The sequence below is a fragment of the Streptomyces sp. NPDC029169 genome (genome assembly GCF_055563935.1).
Window position 1 is genome coordinate 130859 of the sequence record NZ_JBVHXA010000016.1, and the last position, 24282, is coordinate 155140.

General features: G+C 71.8%; 13 protein-coding genes. 7 read left to right on the forward strand and 6 right to left on the reverse strand.

All coding sequences use genetic code 11. The annotated features are described in order from the left end of the window. The first annotated feature begins 430 nt into the window (after positions 1–430). From ACZ4VI_RS26795 to ACZ4VI_RS26815, 5 genes are all read left to right on the forward strand, one after another. A complete protein-coding gene (locus ACZ4VI_RS26795) occupies positions 431–1837 on the forward strand; it encodes an SWIM zinc finger family protein (RefSeq protein WP_468003193.1) in 1407 nt (468 codons plus the stop codon). Continuing rightward, positions 1834–4545 (forward strand): DUF7824 domain-containing protein, encoded by a 2712-nt coding sequence (locus tag ACZ4VI_RS26800; protein ID WP_468003195.1) that lies wholly within the window; start codon positions 1834–1836, stop codon positions 4543–4545. The genes ACZ4VI_RS26795 and ACZ4VI_RS26800 overlap by 4 nt, the downstream gene beginning before the upstream one ends. Positions 4546–4700: 155 nt before the next feature. After that, complete coding sequence (locus ACZ4VI_RS26805) at positions 4701–6101, forward strand: GNAT family N-acetyltransferase (RefSeq protein WP_468003197.1); 1401 nt, start codon at positions 4701–4703, stop codon at positions 6099–6101. A 401-nt stretch (positions 6102–6502) separates the two neighbouring features. Further along, on the forward strand, positions 6503–8206 hold the full coding sequence (locus ACZ4VI_RS26810; protein ID WP_468003199.1) for a DUF885 domain-containing protein: 1704 nt from the start codon (positions 6503–6505) through the stop codon (positions 8204–8206). 111 nt (positions 8207–8317) lie between these two features. Beyond that, the gene (locus ACZ4VI_RS26815; RefSeq protein ID WP_468003308.1) at positions 8318–8764 is read left to right on the forward strand and encodes an Lrp/AsnC family transcriptional regulator; all 447 of its coding nucleotides are present in this window, start codon (positions 8318–8320) and stop codon (positions 8762–8764) included. Here ACZ4VI_RS26815 and ACZ4VI_RS26820 read toward each other — a convergent pair. From ACZ4VI_RS26820 to ACZ4VI_RS26845, 6 genes are all read right to left on the reverse strand, one after another. Next, positions 8754–11810 carry an AAA family ATPase gene (locus ACZ4VI_RS26820; protein ID WP_468003201.1) on the reverse strand — a complete coding sequence of 1019 codons (3057 nt, stop codon included), beginning with the start codon at positions 11808–11810 and terminating at the stop codon, positions 8754–8756. The two genes, ACZ4VI_RS26815 and ACZ4VI_RS26820, sit on opposite strands and share 11 nt — an antisense overlap. Next, complete coding sequence (locus ACZ4VI_RS26825; protein WP_468003203.1) at positions 11807–12985, reverse strand: exonuclease SbcCD subunit D; 1179 nt, start codon at positions 12983–12985, stop codon at positions 11807–11809. Before ACZ4VI_RS26825 ends, ACZ4VI_RS26820 begins: the two co-directional genes overlap by 4 nt. A gap of 66 nt (positions 12986–13051) precedes the next feature. After that, positions 13052–13678: a YigZ family protein gene (locus ACZ4VI_RS26830; RefSeq protein WP_468003205.1), complete on the reverse strand. Its 627-nt coding sequence runs from the start codon at positions 13676–13678 to the stop codon at positions 13052–13054. A 107-nt stretch (positions 13679–13785) separates the two neighbouring features. Further along, complete coding sequence (locus ACZ4VI_RS26835; protein ID WP_468003206.1) at positions 13786–14511, reverse strand: helix-turn-helix domain-containing protein; 726 nt, start codon at positions 14509–14511, stop codon at positions 13786–13788. Between the two features lie 155 nt (positions 14512–14666). Continuing rightward, on the reverse strand, positions 14667–15083 hold the full coding sequence (locus ACZ4VI_RS26840) for a hypothetical protein (RefSeq protein WP_468003208.1): 417 nt from the start codon (positions 15081–15083) through the stop codon (positions 14667–14669). 138 nt (positions 15084–15221) lie between these two features. Beyond that, complete coding sequence (locus tag ACZ4VI_RS26845; protein ID WP_468003210.1) at positions 15222–21623, reverse strand: RHS repeat-associated core domain-containing protein; 6402 nt, start codon at positions 21621–21623, stop codon at positions 15222–15224. Positions 21624–22114: 491 nt separating this feature from the next. Between ACZ4VI_RS26845 and ACZ4VI_RS26850 the strand changes: the two genes are divergently transcribed. Both ACZ4VI_RS26850 and ACZ4VI_RS26855 read left to right on the forward strand, forming a co-directional pair. Beyond that, positions 22115–23392 carry a phospholipase D-like domain-containing protein gene (locus ACZ4VI_RS26850; RefSeq protein WP_468003212.1) on the forward strand — a complete coding sequence of 426 codons (1278 nt, stop codon included), beginning with the start codon at positions 22115–22117 and terminating at the stop codon, positions 23390–23392. Between the two features lie 457 nt (positions 23393–23849). Then, positions 23850–24257 carry a CoA-binding protein gene (locus tag ACZ4VI_RS26855; RefSeq protein ID WP_468003214.1) on the forward strand — a complete coding sequence of 136 codons (408 nt, stop codon included), beginning with the start codon at positions 23850–23852 and terminating at the stop codon, positions 24255–24257. Positions 24258–24282: the final 25 nt, after the last annotated feature.

Here is a 24282-nt window from a genome sequence, read left to right on the forward strand (position 1 = left end):
GCAGTACCTCGCGACCTGTTCGTGCCTGATCGTATCTGGCCGGGCATCCCGGACGGCACACTGCAGAACCCGCTTCTGGACCGGGCCACAGACCCGCACGGCTGGTTCGAGGCCGTCTGCTCCGAGATCCGCTCACGACCCAGTGGGACGATGGCGAACACAGGGAGCGGTTACGCGCAAGGACGTCGGGGATGACGGTGAAGTCCCGGTCATGCCAGGTACGTTGCACACGCACTGGGAGTGTCAGCTCCTGGTGTCGGACCCCGGGACGTTGACGCGTCGCCGGGGTCACTCATGTGGACTGTCAATCGCGTGTCCAGGTGTTCAGCAAGGTCCTTCAGCCGGGGCGCGTCGGTCAGTAGCGGCGCCGTGCCGGCCCCCGGAGGCCGGCCGGAGCCGATTGTCAGTGGTGGGTCCTAGCGTCTTTCCCATGACGCGATCCGTACAGGCGCTCGCCTATTCACGCCCGTCCGCCCTGCGCTCCTCCGGGGACGGACGGCTCCTCGGCCTGGAGACCTCCGGGGGCCTCACGCCCGCCGGGGCCGAGGCGCATCCCCGGTTCTTCAGCGGCTTCCTGACGTCCCCGCAGATCGCCGCGCGGGGTCTGCTCGCGGTGGCGGACGTCGCGGCCGCCCGCTACTACCAGCGGATACGGCCGGGTTCGCTGGACCCGGTCGTGACGGGGAACGGCGACCGGCTGCGGTTCGAGTCGTTCTCCGGCTGCGGCGGGGTGTACGCCCGGCTCGACGTGCTCAGCGAGGGGCTCGACGGGGCCACGACCGGCCACGGCACCACCAACGTCGATGTCAACAACCCGCTGCGCGAGGCCCTGTCGCGCATGACCGGGAGCGATCCGCTGCATCTGCGGGTCGGGCCGGAAGACCTCGCGGTGACGACGCTCGACGGCGCGGTCGTGGAGAAGAAGGTTCCGCTGCCGGACCGATGGCTGCGCGGTTTCGCGGAGGCCCAGGTGGCCTCGGCCGGCTTCGATCTGCGGGCGGAGCTGACGGGCCCGGAGGCCGTACGCTTCCTGCGCTCGCTGCCGCGTTCGCAGGGGGCGGGGCGGCGCGGGCCGCTCTGGGTGGTCCAGGCCGGCAGGACGCTGCGGCCGACGACGCGGCCGGTGGCGGGGGCGGTCTGTCTGCCGGGGCCCGAGCGGCTGGTCGCCCTGGAGCGGGTGCTGCGCCACGCGACGGCGCTGCGGGTGTACGGGCCGGTGCCGGACGGGGCCGCCACGGCGAGCGCCTGGGAGGTGACGCTGCCCGGGATGCGGCTGACGCTCACCCTCTCGCCGGACGCCTCGCGGGGTTTCTCCGGCGAGGGCGGGGTCCTGGAGGCCCTGGCGACGGAGGAGGCCGCGCAGGACGCCGAGCTGATCTCGGTTCTCCTTGCCTGGGAGCCGAGGATCGATCCGGCCGAGCTGGGCGCTCAGGCGGGCCTCCCGGTGGACCGGGTGCGGGCCGCGCTGACCCGCCTGGGCACGGCCGGACGCGTGGGGTACGACGTGGCCGACGCGGCCTACTTCCACCGGGAGTTGCCGTACGACGCGGATCGCGCGGAGCGGCACAATCCCCGGCTCGTGGCGGCCCGTGCCCTGGTCACCGAGGGGGCGGTCGCCCTCGACGGGACGCTCGCGACGGTCGTGTCGGGCGAACGGCGCTACCAGGTGCGGGAGTCGGGCGGGGCGCTGAGCTGCACCTGCCAGTGGTGGGCGGACTACCGGGGCCGCCGGGGTCCGTGCAAGCACGCGCTCGCGGTGCGGATGGCCCGGCGCGCTGCGGTCGCCGCGTCGGCCGAGGCCGTAGCCGTGGCCGTAGCCGTCGGAGGTGTGCGATGAGCGACGGGAACGGGGAGATCATGGTGAGGAGCCTGCTGGCCGCGGTCCGTGAGGGACGGGTCGACGCCGTTCCCGGACTGCTGAAGGAGATGGGGCCAGGCGAACGGAAGGCGGCCCTCCAGGAGCTCAAGGCCCTGCGGGCGGAGGTCCGCGGCTGGGGCTGGGAGCGCTGGAACGAGCAGGTGCCGATCCAGAAGGCGCTGCGGGTCGCCGGGGCGGGGTGCCACACGGGCGCGGCGGCGGCCGCCGCCTGGATCGGGGGCCGGGACCTCACCGACTGGGGCCGGAGCACGAGCCTCTTCGTCCTGGACGTGCTCGCCGACCGCGATCCGGCCTGGCTGGGCGATGTGGCGCAGCGGCTCGCGGAGCGGCCGGCCGTGGCGGAGGGCGACTACCGGCTGGTGCGCGAGCTGGTGGGGCGCTCGGGCTGCGCCGTGCCGACGACCGACGGCTACATCCTCGGCTGGACGCGCGCAGTGGCCGGGCGGAGGCTCGTGGACGACCTTCGCGCGGACTCGCACACGCCGATTCTGGTCCCCCGCATCCTCGACATGATCGAGACCCCGGACCCGCTCATCTGGACCCTGGGGCCGGAGGCCCCCACGCACTGGCCGACGGCGCTCGCGACGCTCACCGCGGAGGGCGTGCTCGACCGCGCGTCCCTGGTGGAGGGCTGTGTGGCCCGACTGCTGCGCGGTGGCCGGCCGCGGGATCTGCGCTTCCCGCTCGCTCTGCTCCAGCTCCTCGATCCGACGCCCGAGGAGCGAAGCGGCCGGACGGCGGACTGGATCGGTATGGCCGCGGACGCGCCGTCGCCGGTCGCTGCGTACGCGCAGGAGGTCCTCGCGGGACTCGCCGCCCGGGGCGAGCTGTCGGCGCCGCAGCTGGCGGAGATGTCCGGCCAGGTCCTCTTCCGTACGGAGAAGAAGCTGGTGCGGGCGCAACTGTCGCTTCTGACGAAGGAGTTGCGGAAGGCACCGGGCACGGCGGTCGAGCTGCTGCCTGTGGTCGCGGAGGCGTTCGGGCACCCGGACACGGGGATCCAGGAGCGGGCGCTGAAGCTCGTCGGACGGTACCTGCCCGAGGTGGACGAGCAGGTGCGGGAGGAACTGGCGGGTGCCGCCGCCGTGTTGAGCCCCGCGCACCGGCAGGCGGCCGAGGAGCTGTTCGGCGCCACGGACCTCGCGGACGGCCTTCCGTACGAGGAGACGCTGCCTCCCGTGCCCGAGCTGAGGCGGGTGCCGGCCCCGGCCGCCACGGTCGCGGAGCTGGTCGAGGATCTGGTGGCCGTGTCCAAGGGCCGTACGGAGGCGCCGCCCGAGGAGTTCGAGCGCGTGCTGGACGGGCTGGTCCGCCATGCGCACCAGAACCGCGAGGAGCTGGTCGCGGCGGTGTCCGAGGCGTTCGGGGACGCCTGGTGGGCGGGCACGGAAGGTCCGCTGCCGGACCACTTCGTCCACGGGACGCACGGCGTGCACGTGGTGCTCGCCGCGCTCATGGGCCGCGTGAGGCCGTCCCGTATCCACGCTGCCCGGGTACGGGGTCAGGCCCCGTCCGCCTGTGTGCACGGGGCCCTGGACGCGGTGGTGGACGCCCGCCTGTGGGAGACGGCGGCCCACATCGGCACGGAGCGGCTGCCGCTCCTGCTCGCCGCCCCCACCTGGCACACGGGAGCGATCGAGCCGTCCGTGCTGGTGGAACGGCTGCGCGCCTACCGGGACATGGGTCTGCACCCGACGCCCGCCGACCTCGCGCAGGCCCTGCTGCGGGTCCGTAAGGCCGACCCGTCGGCCCCGGATGCAGCGGCCGCCGCGGCGGAGCTGGGCACGCGGGCCGGGGAGCGGATCGCGGACTGGCTCACGGCGGACGCTTCCCTCGCCCCGGGACTGCGGTTCCTGACCCGAGGACGGGAGCACAAGGAAGGGGTGTGGTGGCTGGCCGACCGGATCGTCCTCACGATCCGCGAGCGCCGGACCATACGGGAGGAGTTCCCGCCCGCGTTCCGGTGGCTGGGCGGCGCCGAGACCGAGACCAGCCACAGCTGCCATCGCTGGATCGGCGAACGGCGGAACTGGCCGGCCGTCGTTCCGGACGACCGGGAGACTCTGGCGACCTGGCTGCTACCCGTCCTCGCCGGCGGGGTCGAGTGGGACGAGCGTGGCGTCTCCTGGGGTCTGACGGCCCTGGCCGAGTCCGAGGGGCCGGTCGGCGCGGCGACGCATCTCGCCCTGGCGTTGGCGCTCGGCTGCCGGCACGCGGAGGACCGGCTCGATGCCGTGGACGCGCTGCTCGTCCTGGCCGCGCGGGGCGACCTGGATCCGCGCCGGCTGGGCGAGACGCTGGCCGGTCTGGTCGGCGACGGCACGGTCAAGCCCAACCGCCTCGCGGACGCGGCCCGTACGGCCGCGGCCACGGGCGCGTACGGCACCACCTGGGCCGTACTCGCGGCCCTGCTGCCCGCGTTGCTCGCGGCGGAGAAGCCGGTGCGCGGGCTCGGCGAGCTGCTGGCCGTCGCGGCCGACTGCGTGGAGCGGTGCGGGACGCCCGCGGAGATACCGGGGGAGATACCGGGCCTCGACGCGGTGGCGGACCGGAGCGGTTCCTCGCAGCTCGTCGTCCAGGCCGCGCGTCTGCGGAAGGCCCTTCGGGCGGCACCTCAGACGATGCTCAGGCCGGAACCTCCGGCAGCGCTCCGGGCCGCGTCGTGAGGGCACTCCGGGTGGCGTCGTGAGTGCGCTCCACAGGACCGGTCAGGCCACGACACGACCGGTCGAAATCGGCCAGTAAGCTCCCAGATCGCCGCTTAACCCGTCAGTCACAAAGCGTTCGTGATCACGCAACACCGCTGAGTCACAGTGAGGTCATGACCGATGTGACTTCAGCGAAGAGCTCCCGCCGTCCCCACCACTGGCGGCGGGACCTCATCGAGCTCGCCGCCCTCTTCACGGCCGTGGTGGTGGCCGACACGATCGCCAAGACCGTCGTCCGCGGCGCCGAGGGTCCGTACATGCTCGTGTTCTCCGCGATCGCGCTGATCGCCACCGCCGCCTTCCACACGTGGTGGGCCCGCCGCCACAGCCATGCGCCGCCCGCCGGTGATCCCGGCGGCGGCGGGTCCGCCCCGCTGCCGCCGGCCACCGACACCCGCGCGGAGGGCGACACGTCCGGCGAGCCCGCCGAGACGACCCTCTGGCGGATGCGGACCACGGTCCGCGACACCCCGGGCAGTCTCGCCGCGCTGTGCACGGCGCTGGCCCGCCACGGCGTCGACATTCTGACGCTGCAGACCCACCCGCTCGCCGAGGGCACCGTCGACGAGTTCCTGCTGCGCGCCCCCGCGACCCTGCAGGCGGGCGAGCTGACCCGGGAGATCGCCGCGGCCGGCGGCTCCCACATCTGGATCGAGCGCGCCGACGCCCACGACCTGGTGGACACCCCCACCCGGCTGCTCGGACTCGCCACCCGGACCGCGCTGGACGCGGCCGAACTCCCGCTCGCCCTGCGCCAGCTCCTCGGCCGCTGCACCATCCACTCGCTGCCCGCCGTCTCCCTGAGCGGCCGTCCCACCGGCGAGACCGCCCCCGTCGAGGGCGTCCTGGAGGAGACGGTGATGCGCCTGCGCGACCCGAACGGCGGCGTGATCACCATCGAGCGGCCCTATCTGCCGTTCACCCCGACCGAGTTCGCCCGCGCCCGGGCGCTCGTCGAGCTCGACGCCCGCCTCGGCCCGCGCATCCCGCGCAGCCAGGACGTCCTCACCCTGCCCGAGGGCAACGAGATCACCGTCCGCCGCGCCGACCAGCGCGACCTCGTCGCCGCGCGCGCCATGCACGACCGCTGCTCCGCGCGGACGCTCGACCTGCGGTACCACGGCCCGGTCGGCGACGCCGACCGCTACCTCGACCACCTCCTCAGCCCGCGCTTCGGCCGCACCCTCGCCGTGCAGACGACCTCCGGCCGGCTGGTCGCCCTCGGCCATCTGCTCTGGGACGGCGACGAGACGGAGGTCGCCCTGATGGTCGAGGACGACTGGCAGCGCCGGGGCATCGGATCCGAACTCCTCGGCCGGCTGGTCGCGATGGCCGTCGAGGCCGGCTGCGAGAGCGTCTACGCCGTGACGCAGTCGTCCAACACCGGCATGGTGGCCGCGATGCGCGCCCTGAACCTCCCCCTCGACTACCAGATCGAGGAGGGCACCCTCGTCATCACCGCCCGTCTCGCCTCGGCCCCGAAGCGAAGCCGTCTGCCGCTGGGCGAACGCTGACGGCACTGCCCGAAAGGCAACGCAGGCGGATGGCCGGATCCGTCGTACCGAACCGGGCCGGGCCGTACGTTCTCCGCCTCCCGCGGAACGACACCCGGGCCGCCCACCCCGAGCTCGGCGCCGAGGCGGGCGTGGCGCCCGCCACCCGCCCGGGCCCCGCCTCCGACGGGATCCGGCCAAACTCCGTCCAGGGCTTGAATGCTCCGGCTTCTGCGGGTGCGCCCGCACCGGCGCGAACTGGTCGGCCCGTCCGTCGAGCGCATGCACGCGTGACCCGCGTAGAGCCCGGCCGGACGTCCCGCGCGAGGCCCACGGAGGGCACGTTCCGGGCGCTCATTTGTCAGCCGTGTGAGATCGATTGGGGATGACGCGAGGACGGTGAAGGCACGAGGATGAGCCCCATGCCAGAGACTTCCAGCAGCCCGCTGCCCCGCCAGGTCGCCGACAGCTACGTCGACGCACTCATCGAACTCGACCCGATCACCGGTACATACCTGGGAGTCAAAGAGAGCGCGGGCCTCCTTCCCGACTTCTCGCCGGCCGGCCAGGAGGCGGTGGCCGATCTCGCCCGCCGCACCCTCGCACGGCTCGACGAGGCCGAGCGGCGGCCGGGCGCGGACACGGATGCCGAACGGCGCTGCGCCCGACTGCTGCGGGAGCGCCTGACGGCCGAGCTCGCCGTCCACGAGGCCGACGAGGGCCTCTGTGCGGTCAGCAATATGCGGTCCCCCGCGCACAGCGTGCGGATGGTGTTCACCGTGACGCCGACCGAGACCGAGGAGGACTGGGAGGCCGTGGCCCGGCGGCTGCGCGCGGTTCCGGCGGCCCTGGAGGGCTACCGCGCCTCGCTCGCCCTCGGTCTGGAGCGCAAGCTCCTGGGCGGACCCCGGCCGACCGCGACATTCGTCGGCCAGCTGACGGAGTGGGCGGGCGGGGACGGCGAAGGCCGGGGCTGGTTCGAGGAGTTCGCCGCCGCGCGGCCGGAGTCCCTCGGTGCCGAGCTGCGTACGGAGCTCGCCTCGGCCGCCCGGGGCGCCACCGAGGCCGTCGTCGCGCTGCGGGACTGGATGCGGGACGTGTACACCCCCGCCGTCGCCGGTGCGCCCGACACGGTGGGCCGCGAGCGGTACCAGCGATGGTCGCGCTACTTCAACGGCACCGACCTGGACCTCGACCAGGCCTACGCGTACGGCTGGTCCGAGTACCACCGCCTCCACGCCGAGATGCGCACCGAGGCGGAGCGCATCCTGCCCGGCTCCGATCCGTGGGAGGCGCTCGCGCACCTCGACGTGCACGGCACCCACATCGAGGGCGTCGAAGAGGTCCGGGTCTGGCTGCAGAGCCTGATGGACGAGGCGATCGAGGCGCTGGACGGCACCCACTTCGAACTCGCCGAGCGCGTACGGAAGGTGGAGTCGCACATCGCCCCGCCGGGCGGCGCCGCGGCCCCGTACTACACCGGCCCCTCGGAGGACTTCTCCCGGCCCGGCCGCACCTGGCTGCCGGTCGACGGCCAGACCCGGTTCCCGGTGTACGACCTGGTGTCGACCTGGTACCACGAGGGCGTCCCCGGCCACCATCTGCAGATCGCCCAGTGGGTGCACGTCGCGGACCAGCTGTCGCGCTACCAGGCGACGATCGGCGGGGTCAGCGCCAACGCGGAGGGCTGGGCGCTCTACGCGGAGCGGCTGATGGACGAGCTCGGCTTCCTGCCCGACGCCGAGCGGCGCCTCGGCTACCTGGACGCGCAGATGATGCGGGCGTGCCGGGTGATCGTGGACATCGGCATGCACCTGGGGCTCGAGATCCCGGCGGACTCGCCGTTCCACCCGGGCGAGCGCTGGACGCCGGAACTGGCCCAGGAGTTCTTCCAGCAGCACAGCAGCCGTCCGGCGGCCTTCGTCGAGAGCGAGATGACCCGCTATCTCTCGATGCCGGGGCAGGCGATCGGCTACAAGCTGGGCGAGCGGGCCTGGCTGCTCGGGCGCGCCAACGCGCAGGCGGCACACGGCGACGCGTTCGACGCGAAGGCGTGGCACATGGCGGCGCTGTCTCAGGGCCCGCTGGGCCTGGACGACCTCGTGGAGGAGATCTCCCGCCTCTGATGACGGCGTCCGGCGGGATTCCGGCCCGCTCCGCGTTCCGGACCGTGGGATCTCCCTGGGGATCGCTTGATCGCCCGGGGATTCCCCTGCACCATCTCGGTCATGACCGTCATGAGCGGGTACACCCCGGACGCCACCGACTGGCGCATCCTCGACGCCCTGCAGGCCCAGGGCCGGGCCAGCTTCACCGAGCTGGCCCGTGCCGTGTCCATGTCGGCCTCCGCCGTGACAGAGCGCGTACGCAGGCTGGAGGAGGCGGGGGTGATCACCGGCTACACGGCCGTCGTCGACCAGGAGCGACTCGGGCTGCCGATCCTCGCCTTCGTCCGCCTGCGGTACCCGAACGGCAACTACAAGCCGTTCCACGATCTGATCGCGGCCACCCCCGAGGTGCTTGAAGCGCACCATGTGACCGGCGACGACTGCTTCGTGCTCAAGGTCGCCGCGCGGTCCATGAAGCACCTGGAGGAGATCTCCGGGAAGGTCGGCACGCTGGGTTCGGTGACGACGAGCGTCGTCTACTCCTCGCCCCTCCCCCGGCGCGCCGTCAGCCGCTGAGCCCCGCTCCCGTACGGAGCTTCACGGCCGAGCCGTGGCGCTCCTTGACCACCTCCAGCTGGGCCGGGATACGACGGCGCAGGTCGGCGACGTGGCTGACGATGCCGACGCTGCGGTCCCGTTCCCGGAGGGAGTCGAGGACGTCGAGGACCTCGTCGAGGGTCTGGTCGTCCAGGCTGCCGAAGCCCTCGTCGATGAAGAGGGTGTCGAGCCGGACGCCGCCGGCCTCGTCGGTGACGACGTCGGCGAGGCCGAGCGCGAGGGCCAGGGAGGCGAAGAAGGTCTCGCCGCCGGAGAGGGTGGCCGTGTCCCGCTCGTTGCCGGTCCAGGCGTCGACGACATGGAGGCCGAGGCCGGCGCGCTTGCCGCCGGAGCGGGCGTCGGAGTGGACGAGGGTGTAGCGGCCGGAGGACATGCGCTGGAGCCGCGCGGTGGCGGCGGCCGCGACCTGTTCGAGCCGGGCGGCGAGGACGTACGACTCCAGGCGCATCTTCCGCTCGTTCTCGGCCGAGGTGCCCGCGGTGAGTCCGGCGAGCCGGGCGACCCGGTCGTACTCCTCGCGCTGCGGTCCCAGGCGGCGGACCTCGGTGTCGGCCTGGCGGGAGAGCCGGGCCAGCTCGGCACACCGGTCCCGTACGGCGGCGAGGGCGGACGTGGCGTCCCGCAGGGCCCGTTCGGCCGCTGCGTACGCGGCCTCGGAGCTCGCCGGGTCGGCGGGGGGCCGTTCGGCGGCGGCCCGGGTCTCCGGCTCGGCGAGCCGGTCGGCGACGGCGGCGGCCTCCGCCTGCCAGGCGTCCAGGCGGTGCTGGAGCGTGCGGTGTTCGCCGTCGTCCAGGAGCGCGGCGGCGGCCTCGGCGGGGGTGTCGAACCCGGCGCGGAAGGCGGCGTCGGCGAGCCGGTCGTCGGCTTCCTTGAGGCGCTGGGCGGTGAGCTCCAGGGTCCGTACGGTCTCGGCGGCGTCGATCAGGATCGCGATCTTCCGCTCCAGCCGCGAGGCCTGCTCGGCAACGCTCCCGGACTCCCCGCGCCCCCGGGCCACCTCGGCGTCGAGCCCGGCCTGCTCCCGGTCGAGCGCCTCTCGCTGCGAGTTCCGCCCGGCAACCCGCCGCTCGGCGTCCCGCTGCGCCGCGACCCTGCTCTCGCCCTCCCGCTCACCCCGAGCAAGCGCCTCGCGCGCGCTGTGCGTCTGCGCGGCAAGCGCATGTGCCTCGGCGTGCTGCCGCGCCAACTCGTCGACTTCTTGGGCGAGTTCGCTCACAGTGGGCTCGCCAACTGCCATCAGTTGGCCTGCGGAAGCCGCGGTCTCTCCCTCGGTCGTCGCGCCCGCCAGGACCTCCGCGCGCGCGGCGGCCCATGCCTCGGCGGTGGCCGCCGTGTCGCGTTCCGCTGCTGTGCGGGACTCCTCCGCGCGGGTGAACGCGGCGTAGGCGGCGTCTTCCGTGGTGCGGTCGACGTGGTCGGCGCTCGTGCGGGCCGGGGCCGGGTGGGCGGCGGAGCCGCAGACCTGGCAGGGGGCGCCGGGCGTGAGGGCCGCGGCCAGTTCGGCGGCGATGCCCTGGAGGCGGCGGGCCTTGACGTCGAGCCAGGCCTCGTGGGCCTCGTTGCGGCGCTCGCGGGCGGCCGTCAGCCGGGACTCGGCGGCGGCCGTCTGCTCGGCGAGCGCGTCCCGGCGGCGGGCGGCGGACAGCCGACGCCGGCCCGGTTCCAGGCGTCCCGCCAGGTGCTCGGCGCGGGCCGCCGCCTCCTGGCAGGCTTCGATACGGGCCGCCAGGTCCGCCCGGCGGGGCTCCCACCCGGCGAGCCAGCCGGCCGCGTCCTGGAGGATCTCCTCGTCGGCGCGGGCCTGCCGCTCCAGGTCCGCGCGCTCCCGGGCGATCTCCGCGCTGCGCCGCTCCGCACGCCGTGCGGACTCGAGCCCGCCCAGCTCCTCGCGCAGCCGCCGCTCCAGGGCGGACAGCTGCTCCGCGCCCGCGTCGGCCAGCTCGGCCGGCAGTCGGCCCCGGCTCTGCTCCCGGGCCGCGTGCGCCGTGGCGTGCTCGCGCTCCGCGTCGGCGCGCATGCCGAGAGCCGGGGCCACGAGGTCGGCCTTGCGGGACCGGTCGAGCACCGCCTGGCAGCGGTCCCGCTCGGGCCTGCTCGCCTCCAGCGCCACCCGCCGCCGCTCCGTCTCCGCGTGCCGCGCCTGACGGGCCGCCAGGTCCCGTTCCTCGTCGAGCGCCCGGCGGGCGGCGGCCTGCCTGGACTCGGCCGCCGAGACGGCCGAGCCGGCGATGTCCAGGGCCTCGCGCGCCTCGGAGCGGGCCACGGCCGCCAGCGTCAGGACGGCCTCGGCGAGCCCCGGCTCGCCCGGCCGCTCCTCGACGACCGCGCCGCCCGTGACCTGCGCCGTCCGATGGGCGAGCGCGAGGAGCCGCTCGTCCCCGTCCCGTACCTGCTGCTCGGCGGCGCGCCGCAGATCGGCGAGCCGCTCCTCCACAGCGGCGAAGCGGCGGGTGTCGAAGAGCCGCCCGAGCAGCTTGCCGCGCGCCTCCGCGTCCGCCCGCAGGAAGCGCGCGAAGTCGCCCTGCGGCAGGAGCACGACCTGGCAGAACTGCTCCCGGCTCATGCCGACGAGCTGGGTGATCTCCTCGCCGATCTCCTGGTGGGAGCGGCTGAGCGCGGCCCACTCGCCGGTACCGGAGTCGTACTCCCGCAGCCAGCTCTGCGCCTTCTCGGTGGTGAAGCCTCCGCCGCGCTTCTTGGGCCGGGGCTGGGCCGGCCGCCGGGTGATCTCCAAGCGCCGCTCCCCCACGGTCAGTTCGAGCGTCACCTCGGTGTATGTGCCGGCCGGGGCGTGGTCGCTGCGGAGCGAGGTGCCGGGCGACTGCCGGGCACCGGGCACGGCTCCGTACAGGGCGTAGCAGACGGCGTCGAGGACGGAGGTCTTGCCGGCGCCGGTGGGCCCGTGAAGGAGGAAGAGGCCCGCGGCGGACAGGGCGTCGAAGTCGATCTCCTGGGTGGCGCCGAACGGTCCGAAGGCGGTGACGGAGAGGCGGTGCAGTCTCACCGGGCGCCCACCTCGCGCTCCCGTACCGTCGCGTCCACCCGGACATCGTCGAACGCGCCGTACAGCACAGTCCGTTCGGTGTCGTCGGGTCCGGCGCCGCCGCGCACATGGGCCACGAAGTCCTCCGCGATCTGCTGGTCGCTGCGGTCGCGCAGCCGCTGGGCGTACGAGGCGTGCGGGTCGCTCTCGGTGCGCTCGGGCTCGAAGACCAGGTGCAGGGTGTGCGGGAAGCGCTCGGTGAGCCGGGCCATGGGCTCGGCGGGCCGCACCGGGTCGGTGAGGGTCGCCTCGACCCAGGACTCCTCGTGCCGTACGAGGGCGGGGTCGGCCAGCAGGTCGTCGAGCCGTCCCCGGATCCGGGCGAGGGCCCGCGGCACGGGGCAGTCGACGCGCTCGGCCGCCTCGATCCCGCCGTCCGCCCCGAGGTCGATCAGCCACATGCTCTTGCGGTGGTGGACCTCGGAGAAGGAGTACGCGAGGGGCGAGCCGGAGTAGCGCACGCGCGGGGTGACGGTCTGGCTGCCGTGCAGATGGCCGAGGGCCACGTAGTCGACGCCGTCGAAGACTCCGGCGGGGACGGCCGCGACGCCGCCGACCGTGATGTCCCGTTCGCTGTCGCTCGGTTCGCCGCCCGCGACGAAGGCGTGCGCGAGGACGACCGACCGGGTGCCGGCGGGCCGCGCGGCGACGTCGGCGCGGACGCGGTCCATGGCGGCGGAGAGCACGGCCTCGTGCCCGGCCTTGGCGGCGCCGAACTGCTCGCGCACGAGTGCCGGTTCGAGGTACGGCAGGCCGTACAGCGCCACCTCTCCGTGGGCGTCGGCGAGCACGACGGGGGTGCCGACTCCGGCCGGGTCCGTACGGAGGTGGATGCCGGCCCGCTCGATGAGCCCGGCGCCGACGCCCAGGCGGCGGGCGGAGTCGTGGTTGCCGGAGATCATGACCGTCGGCACTCCGGCCTCGGCGAGCCGGTGCAGGGCGGTGTCGAAGAGCTCGACGGCGGAGAGCGGCGGCACGGCCCGGTCGTAGACATCCCCGGCGACGAGGACCGCGTCCACGTCGCGCTCGCGCACCGTCGCCACCAGGTGGTCCAGGAACGCGGACTGGGCGTCGAGCAGGCTCACCCGGTGGAACGACCGTCCCAGGTGCCAGTCCGACGTATGCAGGAATCTCATGATCCAGGAGCGTATCGGTGGGGTCGGACAACGGCCGGGGCTTCGGTGAATCCCCAGGCCTTCCGCTCACACATCGCCGTACGCCTCGCCGCCCAGCTCCACGCGCGCGGTGCCGGCCGTCACATCGGCGAGCCAGGCGCGGAAGGCGTCCACGTCGGCGTCCGGGAGTCCGATCTCGATCGCGACGGCCTCGCCGTACCGCACCTCGCGCACGCTACGGCCCGTGGCCCGCAGGTCGTTCTCCAGCTTGCCCGCGCGCTGGTGGTCGACGGTGACGGTGGCGAGGCGGTAGCGCTGCCGGGTGAGCGTGCCGAGCGCGTCGAGGGCCTCGCCGACCACGCCGCCGTAGGCCCGGATGAGACCGCCCGCGCCGAGCTTCACGCCGCCGTAGTAGCGGGTGACGACGGCCACGACGTACCGCACCTCGCGGCGCATGAGCATCTGGAGCATCGGGACGCCCGCTGTGCCGCCGGGCTCGCCGTCGTCGCTCGCCTTCTGGACGGACGCGTCGGCGCCGATGACGTAGGCGAAGCAGTTGTGCGTGGCCGTCGGGTGCTCCTTGCGGATGCGCGCGACGAAGTCCTGCGCCTCCTGCTCGGTCGCCACCGGCGCCAGCGCGCAGATGAAGCGCGAGCGGTTGATCTCGGTCTCGTGCACGCCCTCGCGGGCGAGCGTGCGGTACTGCTCCTGCATCCCGCCACCCTATGCGCCCGGGACCGCGCCTCCGCCCTCAGTCCCCCGGCGGCTCCAGTTCCTCCCGAGGTCAGCGATGTCGACGGGGACGGCGAAGGGCAGCGCCCTCAGGGCCAGGGACCAGCCGAGGCGGGTGTTGCCCACTCGCTGGAGCGGCCGGTGAGCTCCGAGATACGGCTGATGCGGTTGAGGACCGTGTTGCGGTGGCAGTAGAGCAGCTCGGCGGCCCGGGCGGCCGAGCAGCCGTTGTCCAGCCAGACCCGGAGGGTCTCGAGCAGGGCGGCGCGCTCGCCGCCGATGGCCAGGACCGGTCCGAGATGGACGGTGCCGATCCGGTCGGCGATGTCGCCCCTATTGCTGAGCAGCACCTCGGCGAGCCGGTCGAACTCCAGGGAGACCCCGGCGGTCGCACCGTCCGGTGCCGGAGCTGGTCGAGCAGGGTGCGTGTGCGTGTGGCGTCCGCGCCGCGCGGAAGCCGGACGATGCCGGCGTAGCGGCTTGGCGCGGGGGCGCCAGAACATGCCGCGCACCTCCAGGACGGGTGCCGGGTGGGGCGCGGCGGCCGGGTCCTGGGCCGCGACCACGACGGCGTACCGGTCATGCTGCGGCACGCCGAGCGCGGCGTAGGCGGCCGCGGCGGCCGGGTCGTCGGCGCGGCCGTCGAGCAGGGCCTCGAAGAGGCGACCCGGCGGGCGTCCTGGCGGCTCTGCATCTCGAGCCGGGTGAGGCGGTAGGCGTCGTGCCGCCAGCTCCCTCGGGGCGTCCGGGCCGGTCAGCGCGGCCGCCCCGGGCCGGGGCAGGGTGTCGAAGACGACGGCGCGATCGCCGATCAAGCCGTGACGCACCCCAAAGATGCCAAGGCGGTCTGGTTCCAGCTCGGCGTCGTTCAGCATCCCGATCCGGCGACCGGAGTGACGAGCACACCAGGCGCGGCACCGATGCGGGGGCGCGCAGGGGTATGCGGCCGTCACGCGACGGCCGCACCCCCTCACGCCGATCGCGAGAAGGCGCACTCCAGACCGTTGTCAGGGTCGCCCACTGTCCACTCGAGCACCAGCCGGCTCTTCGTGCGGGCGAAGTCCAGTGAATAGAGCGTGTGGTCACGTTTGAGATCGAGAGTCTGCGGTGCGACGTCCTTGACGCCGGCGAAGAGGTACCACGTGCCGTCCCCGGAGACTCTTCGCGTCACGGAGCCGGACTCTACGGAATATTCGGTCGGGAAGTGGCTGAAACTGAACTTCTGGTCGGCGCCGACCGCGAGAACAGCCTGGCAGTCGCTCTGCCAGGCGCCGACCAGATCTGCCGCGGTCACCTGGGGTGGTGGCGGAGGCGGCGCGCACGCGCTCGCCGGCCACAGCGCCGCCACGCCGGCGACGACGAGGATTCCTCGGCTGGTCGGATTCACGATGGCCTTTCTCTGTGGACTCAGAACGACCGGGTGCTCCCGGCATTTCCGCGAAATGCCGGGAGCACCCGTCGGTGGTGCGAGGCGTCGGTTCAGGTGTAAGTCACCAAGGAACAGGTGCGCCTGACCAGTACGTTCCTACGTCGACATGATCGCGGGAATGAGGATCAGCCCGTCCACGGGGTCGGGGATCATTTCTACACCGCCCACGTAGATGCCGCCTCCGCGGCCGCCACTGGGCGGGACCGAGTAGTACTGACCCGGGGAATCGAGCGGGAAGGTCTCGGTCCAGTGGATCTCCTGCTTCTTGAGCGACATCACACCCTCGGTGCCGAACCTGTCGTCGAGCTGGACCTTGATGTTCTGTTCCCACCAATCTCCGTAGCCGCCGAGCTGGGGAGCGGTGTGTACGGCCGAGTTGATCGTGCTGTCGTTGGACACCGTGAACTCGACCGTCACCTCGCCGGTCTTCTCGTCCATTCCGGTGATCTTGTAGTGCAGCATGTACGAGCCCAGGAACGCCGCGCTCAGGTTCGACGTGAAGTCACTCTTGAGCCCTTCCAGGCCGTACTTACTGAGGCTGTACTTCTTCTTGTCGTCGTCTCCCTTCTCGAGCGATCCGTTCTTGACCTTGGTGGCGATGATCTCCCGCACGTCCTGGACGTGCCGGTGCCGCTGCAGAGTCCTGGTGAACCGGTTGTCGAAGTTCAGCGTCCGCTTCTTCGGGCCGGTATTGGTGGCCCATTCCCAGCCGACACGGACGGCCGTCGGATCGCTGTCGGTGCCCATCACGCTCTCGGGTACCACCGTGCGGACGACCGGGTCCCAGGGCCTGGCCATGGTGCCGAGAGCGTGGAAGCTGATGTCCACAGCAGGGACGAAGTGGGAGGCGAATACGTTGCGGGCGGCGTCGAACGCCGGGTACAGCGGATCCCCCGGATCCGGAACGGGCAACAACCCGCTCGGGTCCGACCTGTTGACCGGATTGTTACCGGCATACGCGTACGCGTTCCACTGCTGCGGCTGGGCCGGGTCCTGGACCGGGTCGGCGGCCAGGAAGCGGCCGAGGACCGGGTCGTAGGCGCGGGCACCGAGGATGTTCAGGCCCGTCGAGGCGTCCTCGGGCTTGCCGAGGAAGCCGCGGGTCGTCCCGGCCGGGAGGACCGTACTGCCGCGCTGACCGCCGAAGGGCAGGTAGCGGCGGCGGGTGACGGCGCCGGTGGTGGCGTCGACCGCGACCTGGGTGGAGGCCTGGTGATCGGCCATCAGCCAGGTGAGCTTGCCGTTCGCGCCGTCGGCGACCCGCATGGCGACGGTGCTGTCACCGCTCTTGTAGTAGCGGGTTGCCACCGGGGTGCCGCTGGGGCTCTTGTGGATCTCCTGGTCGCCGAGGTACAGGACGTTGTCGTCCGGGCTGGTACGCATCAGCAGCTGGCCGTCGGCGTCGTAGACGTAACGCGTGACCTTGTTGCCGCTCACCGGCTTCGCGGTGAACTGGACGAGGTGGTGCTGTGCGTTCCAGACGAGGTCGGCCGGGACGTCGGTGCCGGTGGCCTGGTCCCGGACCGTCCGGGACGTCATCTGACCGGCGGTGTCGTAACCGTACGAGTCACTGCCGCCGGTTCGGTCCACCGAGGTGACCGCGTGCGGGCGCGGCAAGCCGGCCGCCGGGTAGTGGTACGTCCAGGTGGCGGCGTTGGTCGCGCTGGTCGCCGTGGTCCGCGAGGTGAGGTTGCCGATGCTGTCGTAGCTGAAGGACTGCTGGTACGGGTCCGGCCCGGCGGAGAAGTCAGGGTTGGGGCTACTGGCACAGACGGTGGCCGAGCCCGTGGTCCAGGCGGCGGTCAGCCGGTGCAGGTCGTCGTAGTCGAAGCACTGCCGCTGGGCCGCCGTGTTGTCGACGAGGGCGGTGATGCTGCCGTTGTCGTTGCGGTTGTAGGTGTCGTTCTGGACGGTGCCCCCGGTGGTGGTGCTGGTGGTGATGTTGTTCAGCCAGCCGGTGCCATTGGCGTCGTTGTAGGTGTAGACGCGGTTGGCGGCGGCGCCGGCCGCGCCGTAGGCACGCCCGGTCAGGCGGCCGTAGTTGTCGTAGGACGTGCTGTTCACGTACACGCTGGTGCCGAGCGTGCCGGTCAGCCGCGACGCGCGGCCCTGGTCGGTGTAGGTGGCGGTCACCTTCTCCGAGGGAAGTCCGGCGACAGCCGGGTAGGTCACGGCCGTCATGTGGCCGGCGGCGTCGTACTCGTACTGGAAGGTGTACTGGCCGCCCAGCCCGGAGCCGTCGCTGGGGACGGTGACGGTCTTGCTCAGCGCCCTGCCGTGGTCGTCGTAGGAGCCGATGGACGTGGTGTAGGCGTTGGCGCCGTCGTAGGAGGTGGCGGAGGCCAGCAGGCCCTTGCCGCCGGGGGCGGTGTCATAGCTGCGGGTGCTCAGCACGGTGGTGCCCTGCCGGACCTTGATCGGCCGGTGGAGATTGTCGTAGTCGTAGCTGAGCACGGTCCCGTTGGCATCGGTGGTGGTGTCGATCTCACCGAAGGCGTTGTAGGTCGTGCGGGTGAGCCCGGTGTCCGGGTCGTCGGTCGTCACCAGGTTGCCGGACCAGTCGTAGGTGCGACGGGTGTGGTTGCCCTGGGCGTCCTGGATGTCGGTGAGCTGGCCGCCGTGCGGATAGGAGAAGGTGCTGGTGAACGCCTGGGTGGCGGTGTGCTCGATCACCTTGGTGGGATGCCCGTAGACATCGGTGTACGTCTCGGTGGGCTGGCCGAGCGCCGGGAAGGTGGCGGTGTGGTCGGCCCCGGAGTAGCGGATCGTGGTGCGGCCGGCCTTCTGCGCCTGGCCGTTGACCAGGATCCGGGACTCGGAGGTGCGACCGGCCCAGTCCACGATCACGTCGTTGTAGGAGGGCAGGTCCGAGACGGTCGGCTTGACCATGCCGTCGGCGGGCAGGGGCTGCGTGTTGGAGTGGTAGAAGGGCGACGAGGTACCCGTGACATTGCCCGAGGAGTCGTACCGGGTGGAGACCACGGTGAGCCCGGAGTTGTCGGGGGAAGGGGTCTGGCTCTCCCGGGTACGGCCGAGACCGTCGATGAACTCGGTGCTGGTGGAGTAGGTGGAGCCCGACTGGAGGGTCTGGCTCGTCACCTTGGGCGCCCGGTCCACCACCCTCGGGACACCGTCGCTCTTGGTGGAGGTGGGCAGGCTGTAGCTGAACTTCATCGAGGGGTTCGCACCGCCGTACTCGGACGGCAGCCACACCGCCTCGGTCCGGCCCGCCCCGTCCAGGTCGATCTTCGTCGTCCTGTTGCTGGCGTCCACCGTCTTCCAGAGCTCTCCCCAGAAGCGGGAGTAGAAGTTGGTGATGGTCTGCGGGGTGAGCGGTCCCGTGCCGTCGGGGTCGGCGGTGGTCGTCACGACGCCGTCGGTCGGCCAGGTGTTGTTCGGCAGGTAGGTCGTGGTGGTGGTGTTCCCCAGCGAGTCGGAGTCGGAGACGATCCGGCCGGCCTTGTCGTAACCGTGCTTGACGTAGCGGTACTGGCCTTCGGCGGTGTAGGAGCGGACCTCGGTCGGCTTGCCGTCGATGGGGACGTTCGCGGCGAGCGAGGTCGCACCGTCGAAGAGGATGATGGTCTCGGCGTCCTTGTAGGACTCGAGGTTGGTGGTGGTGCACCCCGCGGCGTAGTGCCGGGTGTGGTCCTCCAGCGCCATGAACCGCTCGATGGGGGTGGTGCCGATCTTGCTGCGGTTGTAGGCGCGGCCGTAGACCGTGCACTGGTTGTCGGACACACCGGTCTGACCCCAGTCGTGCCTGCGCATGGGCAGGCCGAAGGTGGTGCTGGCCGCCTCGGCGGTGTCGAAGTCGTTCGTCACGATGTGCTCGCGCCACGTGGACTCGATCGAGTCGATGGTGGTGGAGACCTTGGTGTGCGTGGTGGTCTTGTTCTCCCGGACGAACCGGGCGTCCGGGAGGCCGTCGTACCTGGCCGTCGTGTACACCCAGTAGTCGTGGACGGTCCGTTCCTGCGGCTCACCGTTGTGGTCGCGGGTGCTGGTCTCCAGCTCGCGGCCGGCCAGCCAGGCCGAGTCGGTGTGGTTGCCGCCGAAGGTGTCCGTGATGGTCACCGAACGCTTCAGCGTGGGATCCGTCTTGGACGTGCGGTCACCGTCCAGGCCCCGGTAGAGCCAGTGGTGGACGGAGGAGGCGTTGTCGCCTGCCCCCTTGGAGATGGTGACCTCGCCGTAACCGCGCCAGTCGGACCACGTCTCGTCGGCGTCCGGGACCAGCGGGTCGTTGGTGAACCGCCAGCCGGCGCCGCCCTTGTAGTCGTACGTGGTCGTCATCACCGGGTCACCGTCATGACCGGCTCCGACGCCCACGCCCGGGTCGGCCTGGACCTTCGTGACCAGGTACTTGTGGAACCAGCCGGTGCGTTCGTCGGTCTGGCCCTCGGGGATCCACTTCTGCCAGTAGCAGTCCTTGGTGTTGGAGGACTGACTGGCCGGAGCGCTGTCGCACGGGTTGGGCCGACCGTAGGTCACATCGGTGACCGCGCCGAGGTCGCCGTAGATCCGGTCGATACGGCGGAACTGCAGGGTGCTCGCGCCGACCAGGTTGTCCTTGTCGACGCCATGGAAGTCGATGGTCGGCAGGGTGACGTTGGGGTCGTTGCCGTACGCCTTCCGCTGGACGTAGTCCAGCCACAGCATGGTGTTGCCCGCGCCGGTGCCGTTGGTGAACGCGTACTTCATCTGGTACTGCATCACCGACAGCCACGTGGCGGTCGCGTCGTCCCAGATCTGGGTCTTGATGTCCCAGAGCATGTCCCGGTGGAAGAACGTGGGGTAGTACGTCTTGCCCGCGCAGGCGTTCGTGGGATCCGCCGACCCGTCGCAGATCAGGTCGGTGGGTACGTCCGGGTACGAGGATGGTGAACTGGAGATCGACGGGCAGTCCGTGGTCACCGGGTTGGCCAGCGGGTCCGGCTCGGAGGTGCGCTCCGTGCACCGGTTCACATGCTGGAACACCACCCGGGCCGGCAGCTTCGCGTCGGTGATCTGCGAGGCCCAGCCGTACTCGACCCGCGACAGGTAGGACGACGCGTCGTACTCACGGGCCTTGTCGGCACCGACGGTCGAGCGGTACCAGTTCTTCTCCTTGTCGTAGAAGTACGACGTCTCGACCTCGCTCGGGTCGACCGTACGGTCCTGGCCCCAGCGCCAGCCCATGGTGCACACCGAGGTCTCGATGCTGCCGCTCCAGCACGGCTCGCCCGCGTTGTTGCTGACCACGGGGACGGTCGAGATGGAGTTGGTGGCGTTGAGGGTGCGCTCGGAGCGGCCCCAGCCGAAGTAGTAACGGGTGCCGTCCTGAGCGGAGACCACCCAGTAGGAGTCCACCGAGCCATGGCCGCCGGAGGTGATGTGCTGCACGCGCCAGCCCGGGTCGTCCTGGACGTGGTAGGAGCCGTCACCGGTGCGGTCCTGGATGAGCTGCGACGTCACACCGTTGAGGTTGATCGTGTAGACCGCGCCGTCCGGCTCCACGGTGGAGTTCGGCGAATCCCAGCACAGGTCGTAGATGCTCTGGCCGGCGAGACCGTCCTCGGAGCAGTTGCGGTACTTGCGCTCGATGAAACCGACGCCCAGGTTCCAGCCCATGCCCGCCCAGGAGCCCTGGTTGTTCGTCGCCGAGGTACGGCCGTCGACCTCCTGGGAGTTGTACCCCAACGCCAGCGACGGCGCTGTGCCCATCGGGGGCTTGGGGAGCTGGATCGGCAGGGAGTAGGTGAACGCGCCCGAACCGGTGGAGACATCCCAGGAGCCGGACGGGCTGAGCTGGGTGGCCCGGAAGTCGCCGCTGTCCGAGGACGAGCCCGAGGTCAGGGCGTAGACGGTGCCTCCGGTGGTGGCCGCGGCCATCGGCGTCCGGTCCAGGGAGTTCGTCCTCATCCCGCCGGTATCCGCCTCCCCCTCCGCCGACGAGGCCGGGTCGGCGTCCACGGTCGCGGTCAGCGTCCCCTTCTTGACGTCGTTGGCCACCGGTATGGAGGTGCGCTCGGAACAGCCCTTGGCCCGCGGGGTGGTGAGCGCACACGCCGGCAGCTTCACCAGCCGCAGACGCGAGGCGAATTCACCGCCATGGAGGTGGCGGAAGTTGTCGTAGTCGATGGAGAGGCGCAGCGCACCCGGCGCCGCGACTCCGTCGGTGCGCGTCAGGCGCACCGCGACACCGACGCCGCCGGCGGCCTTGACCTGGTTCTGGTCGAGGACCCGCACATCGACCTCGGACACCGGCGGTGCCGAGGTGGGGGACGGGTGGCGTACCGGAGCCGGAGCCACCGACACCACCGCGCTCGATGCCCTCGCGCTGTCCTTGGCCGTGTCGATCACGGCCCCGGAGGGGGCCACCGCAAGGGCCTTGCCCTTCGTGGACCGGGTCAGATCGACATGGGCCCGGGCGGGTTCGGGGAAGACCGGCCGTGCCAGCTGGACCGAGTGCTCGGCCTCCGGCAGGCGAGGCTGCATCCCTTCACGGGCGGACACACTTGGAAGATCGTGCCGGGAATCCGGCAGCACACTGGCCCCTGCCAGCAAGCCGGCCATAAGACAGCCGGAAACGACCAGCGCCCAGCTGCTGCGCGGGGCGCGCCTACGAGACGTCACCAAGAACTCCCCAATAAGGGCTGATACGGAACGGGCGCGTCCGATTCGACGCAGGGCGGGACCGACAGTCCTTGTTGGTTCGTCAGCGCACTGCCCATGTGGGTGCGTTGGACAACGCGCTCCTGTTGGAAGAACCCAGCGGAGGTGCACCGTAGGGGCTGGCCATGCCTTGCTCAACTCTCGAAATCCGACAGATCTGGCGAACAGTTCCAAGCTCCCCACGAATGAAACGGAACTGTGTCCTCCACCACAGCCGAGCTTCCTCGACGCTTGACAGCCGTGGCATGATCCCGTCCGCGTCGGACAAGTGTTCACGTGCAGTAGCCCGCTGGTACCCGGCGTGTCGGCGAGCAGCTTCCGGAGAAAGGCCCATGCGAATACCTCACATACCCAGCACGCCCCGGCGCCGCGCGGTCGCGGTCCTGCTGCCCCTGCTGCTCGCAATCTCCGTGCTGTCGTTGAACTTCGCTGCCGCAACGCCCACGGCGGCGATCGCGAGCGGCGCTGTCTTCAACACGCCCACCTCCACGAGCAGCGCCGAGCGGAACGCCATCCGCGACCGGATCGTCGGCCTCATCGACACGGCGAACCCGGACTCCACGATCAAGATCGCGATGTTCCACCTGTGGTCGCAGACCGTCGCCAACGCACTCGCGAACGCGCACACCGACCCCAACCGGCGGGTCAACGTCCAGGTCATCGAGGACGAGAGCGCTGTCAGCCACGCGAAGGCCGACCTGGTGTCCTACAACACCCTCAAGAACGCGCTGGGGACCGACACCACCCAGAGCTCCTTCATCACACTCTGTCCCGCGGGCCACTCATGCCTGGGCGATCAGACCGTGGCCGGCATCATGCACAACAAGTTCGCACTCTTCTCCAGTGTGAACGGGGCGACCAATGTGGTGGTGCAGACGTCGTCGAACCTCACGCCGTCGAGCTACGACAAGCTGTGGAACAGCGCCTCCGTGGTCGCGGACAACCTCGGCCTCTACAACGCGTACGACTGGTACTTCAAGCAGCTGGCCGCCAAGAATCCGGCGGGATGGACCTACGCCTACTCCAGCTCCGGCCCCTACAAGGCATACTTCTTCCCGCGCCCCGGCGGAGACGCCGCCAACGACACGATCGTCGGCATCCTCGACAACCTCAGCTGCTCCTGGACCGACATCTCCGGCACCCACCAGAGCGTGGTCCGCGTCGCCATGTATCAGCTCACCCGCCAAGCCGTCGCCGACAAGCTCGCCGCCCTGCAGCGTGCCGGCTGCGCCGTCGACATCGTCTACACGCGGACCGACGACGGCACCTGGAACGCCCTCCACTTCACCGGTGGCCCGCAGATGCGCTGCCACAACCTCAATGACGACGGCGATGCCAACACCCAGTCGCAGATCGTCCACTCCAAGTACCTGCTGATCGACGGCTGGTACAACGGCCGCGAGGCCCAGCTCATCTGGACAGGCAGCCACAACTACACCTCCCCGGCGCTCACCACCAACGACGAGGCCCTGCTGAAGATCGAGGACTCCGCCTCCTACAGCGCCTACCTGAACAACTTCACCACCATCCGCGCCGTGGCCAAGCCCGGCACCGCGGACAACGTCACCGAGTGCAAGACGCTCAATGACGTCGGCGTCCCCGCAACGTGACATGACGCCCGGTGGGGGGGGGGGGGGGGGGGGGGGGGGGGGGGGGGGGGGGGGGGGGGGGGGGGGGGGGGGGGGGGGGGGGGGGGGGGGGGGGGGGGGGGGGGGTACCTCCCCAACACCCCCCCCCCCCTCCCCTCCTCCCCCCCCCCCCCCCCCCCCCCCCCCCCCCCCCCCCCCCCCCCCCCCCCCCCCCCCCCCCCCCCCCCCCCCCCCCCCCCCCCCCCCCCCCCCCCCCCCCCCCCCCCCCCCCCCCCCCCCCCCCCCCCCCCTGCCGCGCTCGCGCCGCTTGCGCCGCCGCCGCTCCACCCACCGCTCGCTGACTCGCAACGCGCCAGCAGACTCCGGGTTCCTCCGCCCGCCGCCCCGCGCCTGTCTCACAGTCCAGGGCTACCGGACGGAATTTCCTGCGTCCTGTGCCCGTTCTCCCCCATGACACAACGACTCACAGGGGGCAGCGGTGTACGACGACTCGGCAGCGGTCCGCAGGATTCTCACAGAGCTCGGCGACACCTGGGCCATCGTCGGGCTGTCTTCCAACCAGCGCCGCGCCGCCTATGGCGTCGCGCGTGTTCTGCAGCAGTACGGCAAACGGATCGTGCCCGTGCACCCGAAGGCCGAGACGGTACACGGCGAGAAGGGTTACCCCTCCCTCTCGGCCATTCCGTTCAAGGTGGATGTCGTCGATGTCTTCGTCAACAGCCACCTCGCCGGCCCCATCGCCGACGAGGCCGTCGCCATCGGTGCCAGAGCGGTCTGGTTCCAGCTCGAAGTGATCGACGAGGCGGCACAGGAGCGCACGCGCGCAGCCGGCCTCGACATGGTCATGGACCGCTGCCCCGCGATCGAGATCCCCCGGCTCAGCTGACGCCCCGGGGCTTGTCGGACCAGCC

Coding starts and splice junctions, on each gene's coding strand:
- ACZ4VI_RS26805 (WP_468003197.1), top strand. CDS start 4,701: ATGACCGATGTGACTTCAGCGAAGAGCTCCCGCCGTCCCCACCACTGG.
- ACZ4VI_RS26815 (WP_468003308.1), top strand. CDS start 8,318: ATGAGCGGGTACACCCCGGACGCCACCGACTGGCGCATCCTCGACGCC.
- ACZ4VI_RS26795 (WP_468003193.1), top strand. CDS start 431: ATGACGCGATCCGTACAGGCGCTCGCCTATTCACGCCCGTCCGCCCTG.
- ACZ4VI_RS26830 (WP_468003205.1), bottom strand. CDS start 13,678: ATGCAGGAGCAGTACCGCACGCTCGCCCGCGAGGGCGTGCACGAGACC.
- ACZ4VI_RS26825 (WP_468003203.1), bottom strand. CDS start 12,985: ATGAGATTCCTGCATACGTCGGACTGGCACCTGGGACGGTCGTTCCAC.
- ACZ4VI_RS26810 (WP_468003199.1), top strand. CDS start 6,503: ATGCCAGAGACTTCCAGCAGCCCGCTGCCCCGCCAGGTCGCCGACAGC.
- ACZ4VI_RS26850 (WP_468003212.1), top strand. CDS start 22,115: ATGCGAATACCTCACATACCCAGCACGCCCCGGCGCCGCGCGGTCGCG.
- ACZ4VI_RS26800 (WP_468003195.1), top strand. CDS start 1,834: ATGAGCGACGGGAACGGGGAGATCATGGTGAGGAGCCTGCTGGCCGCG.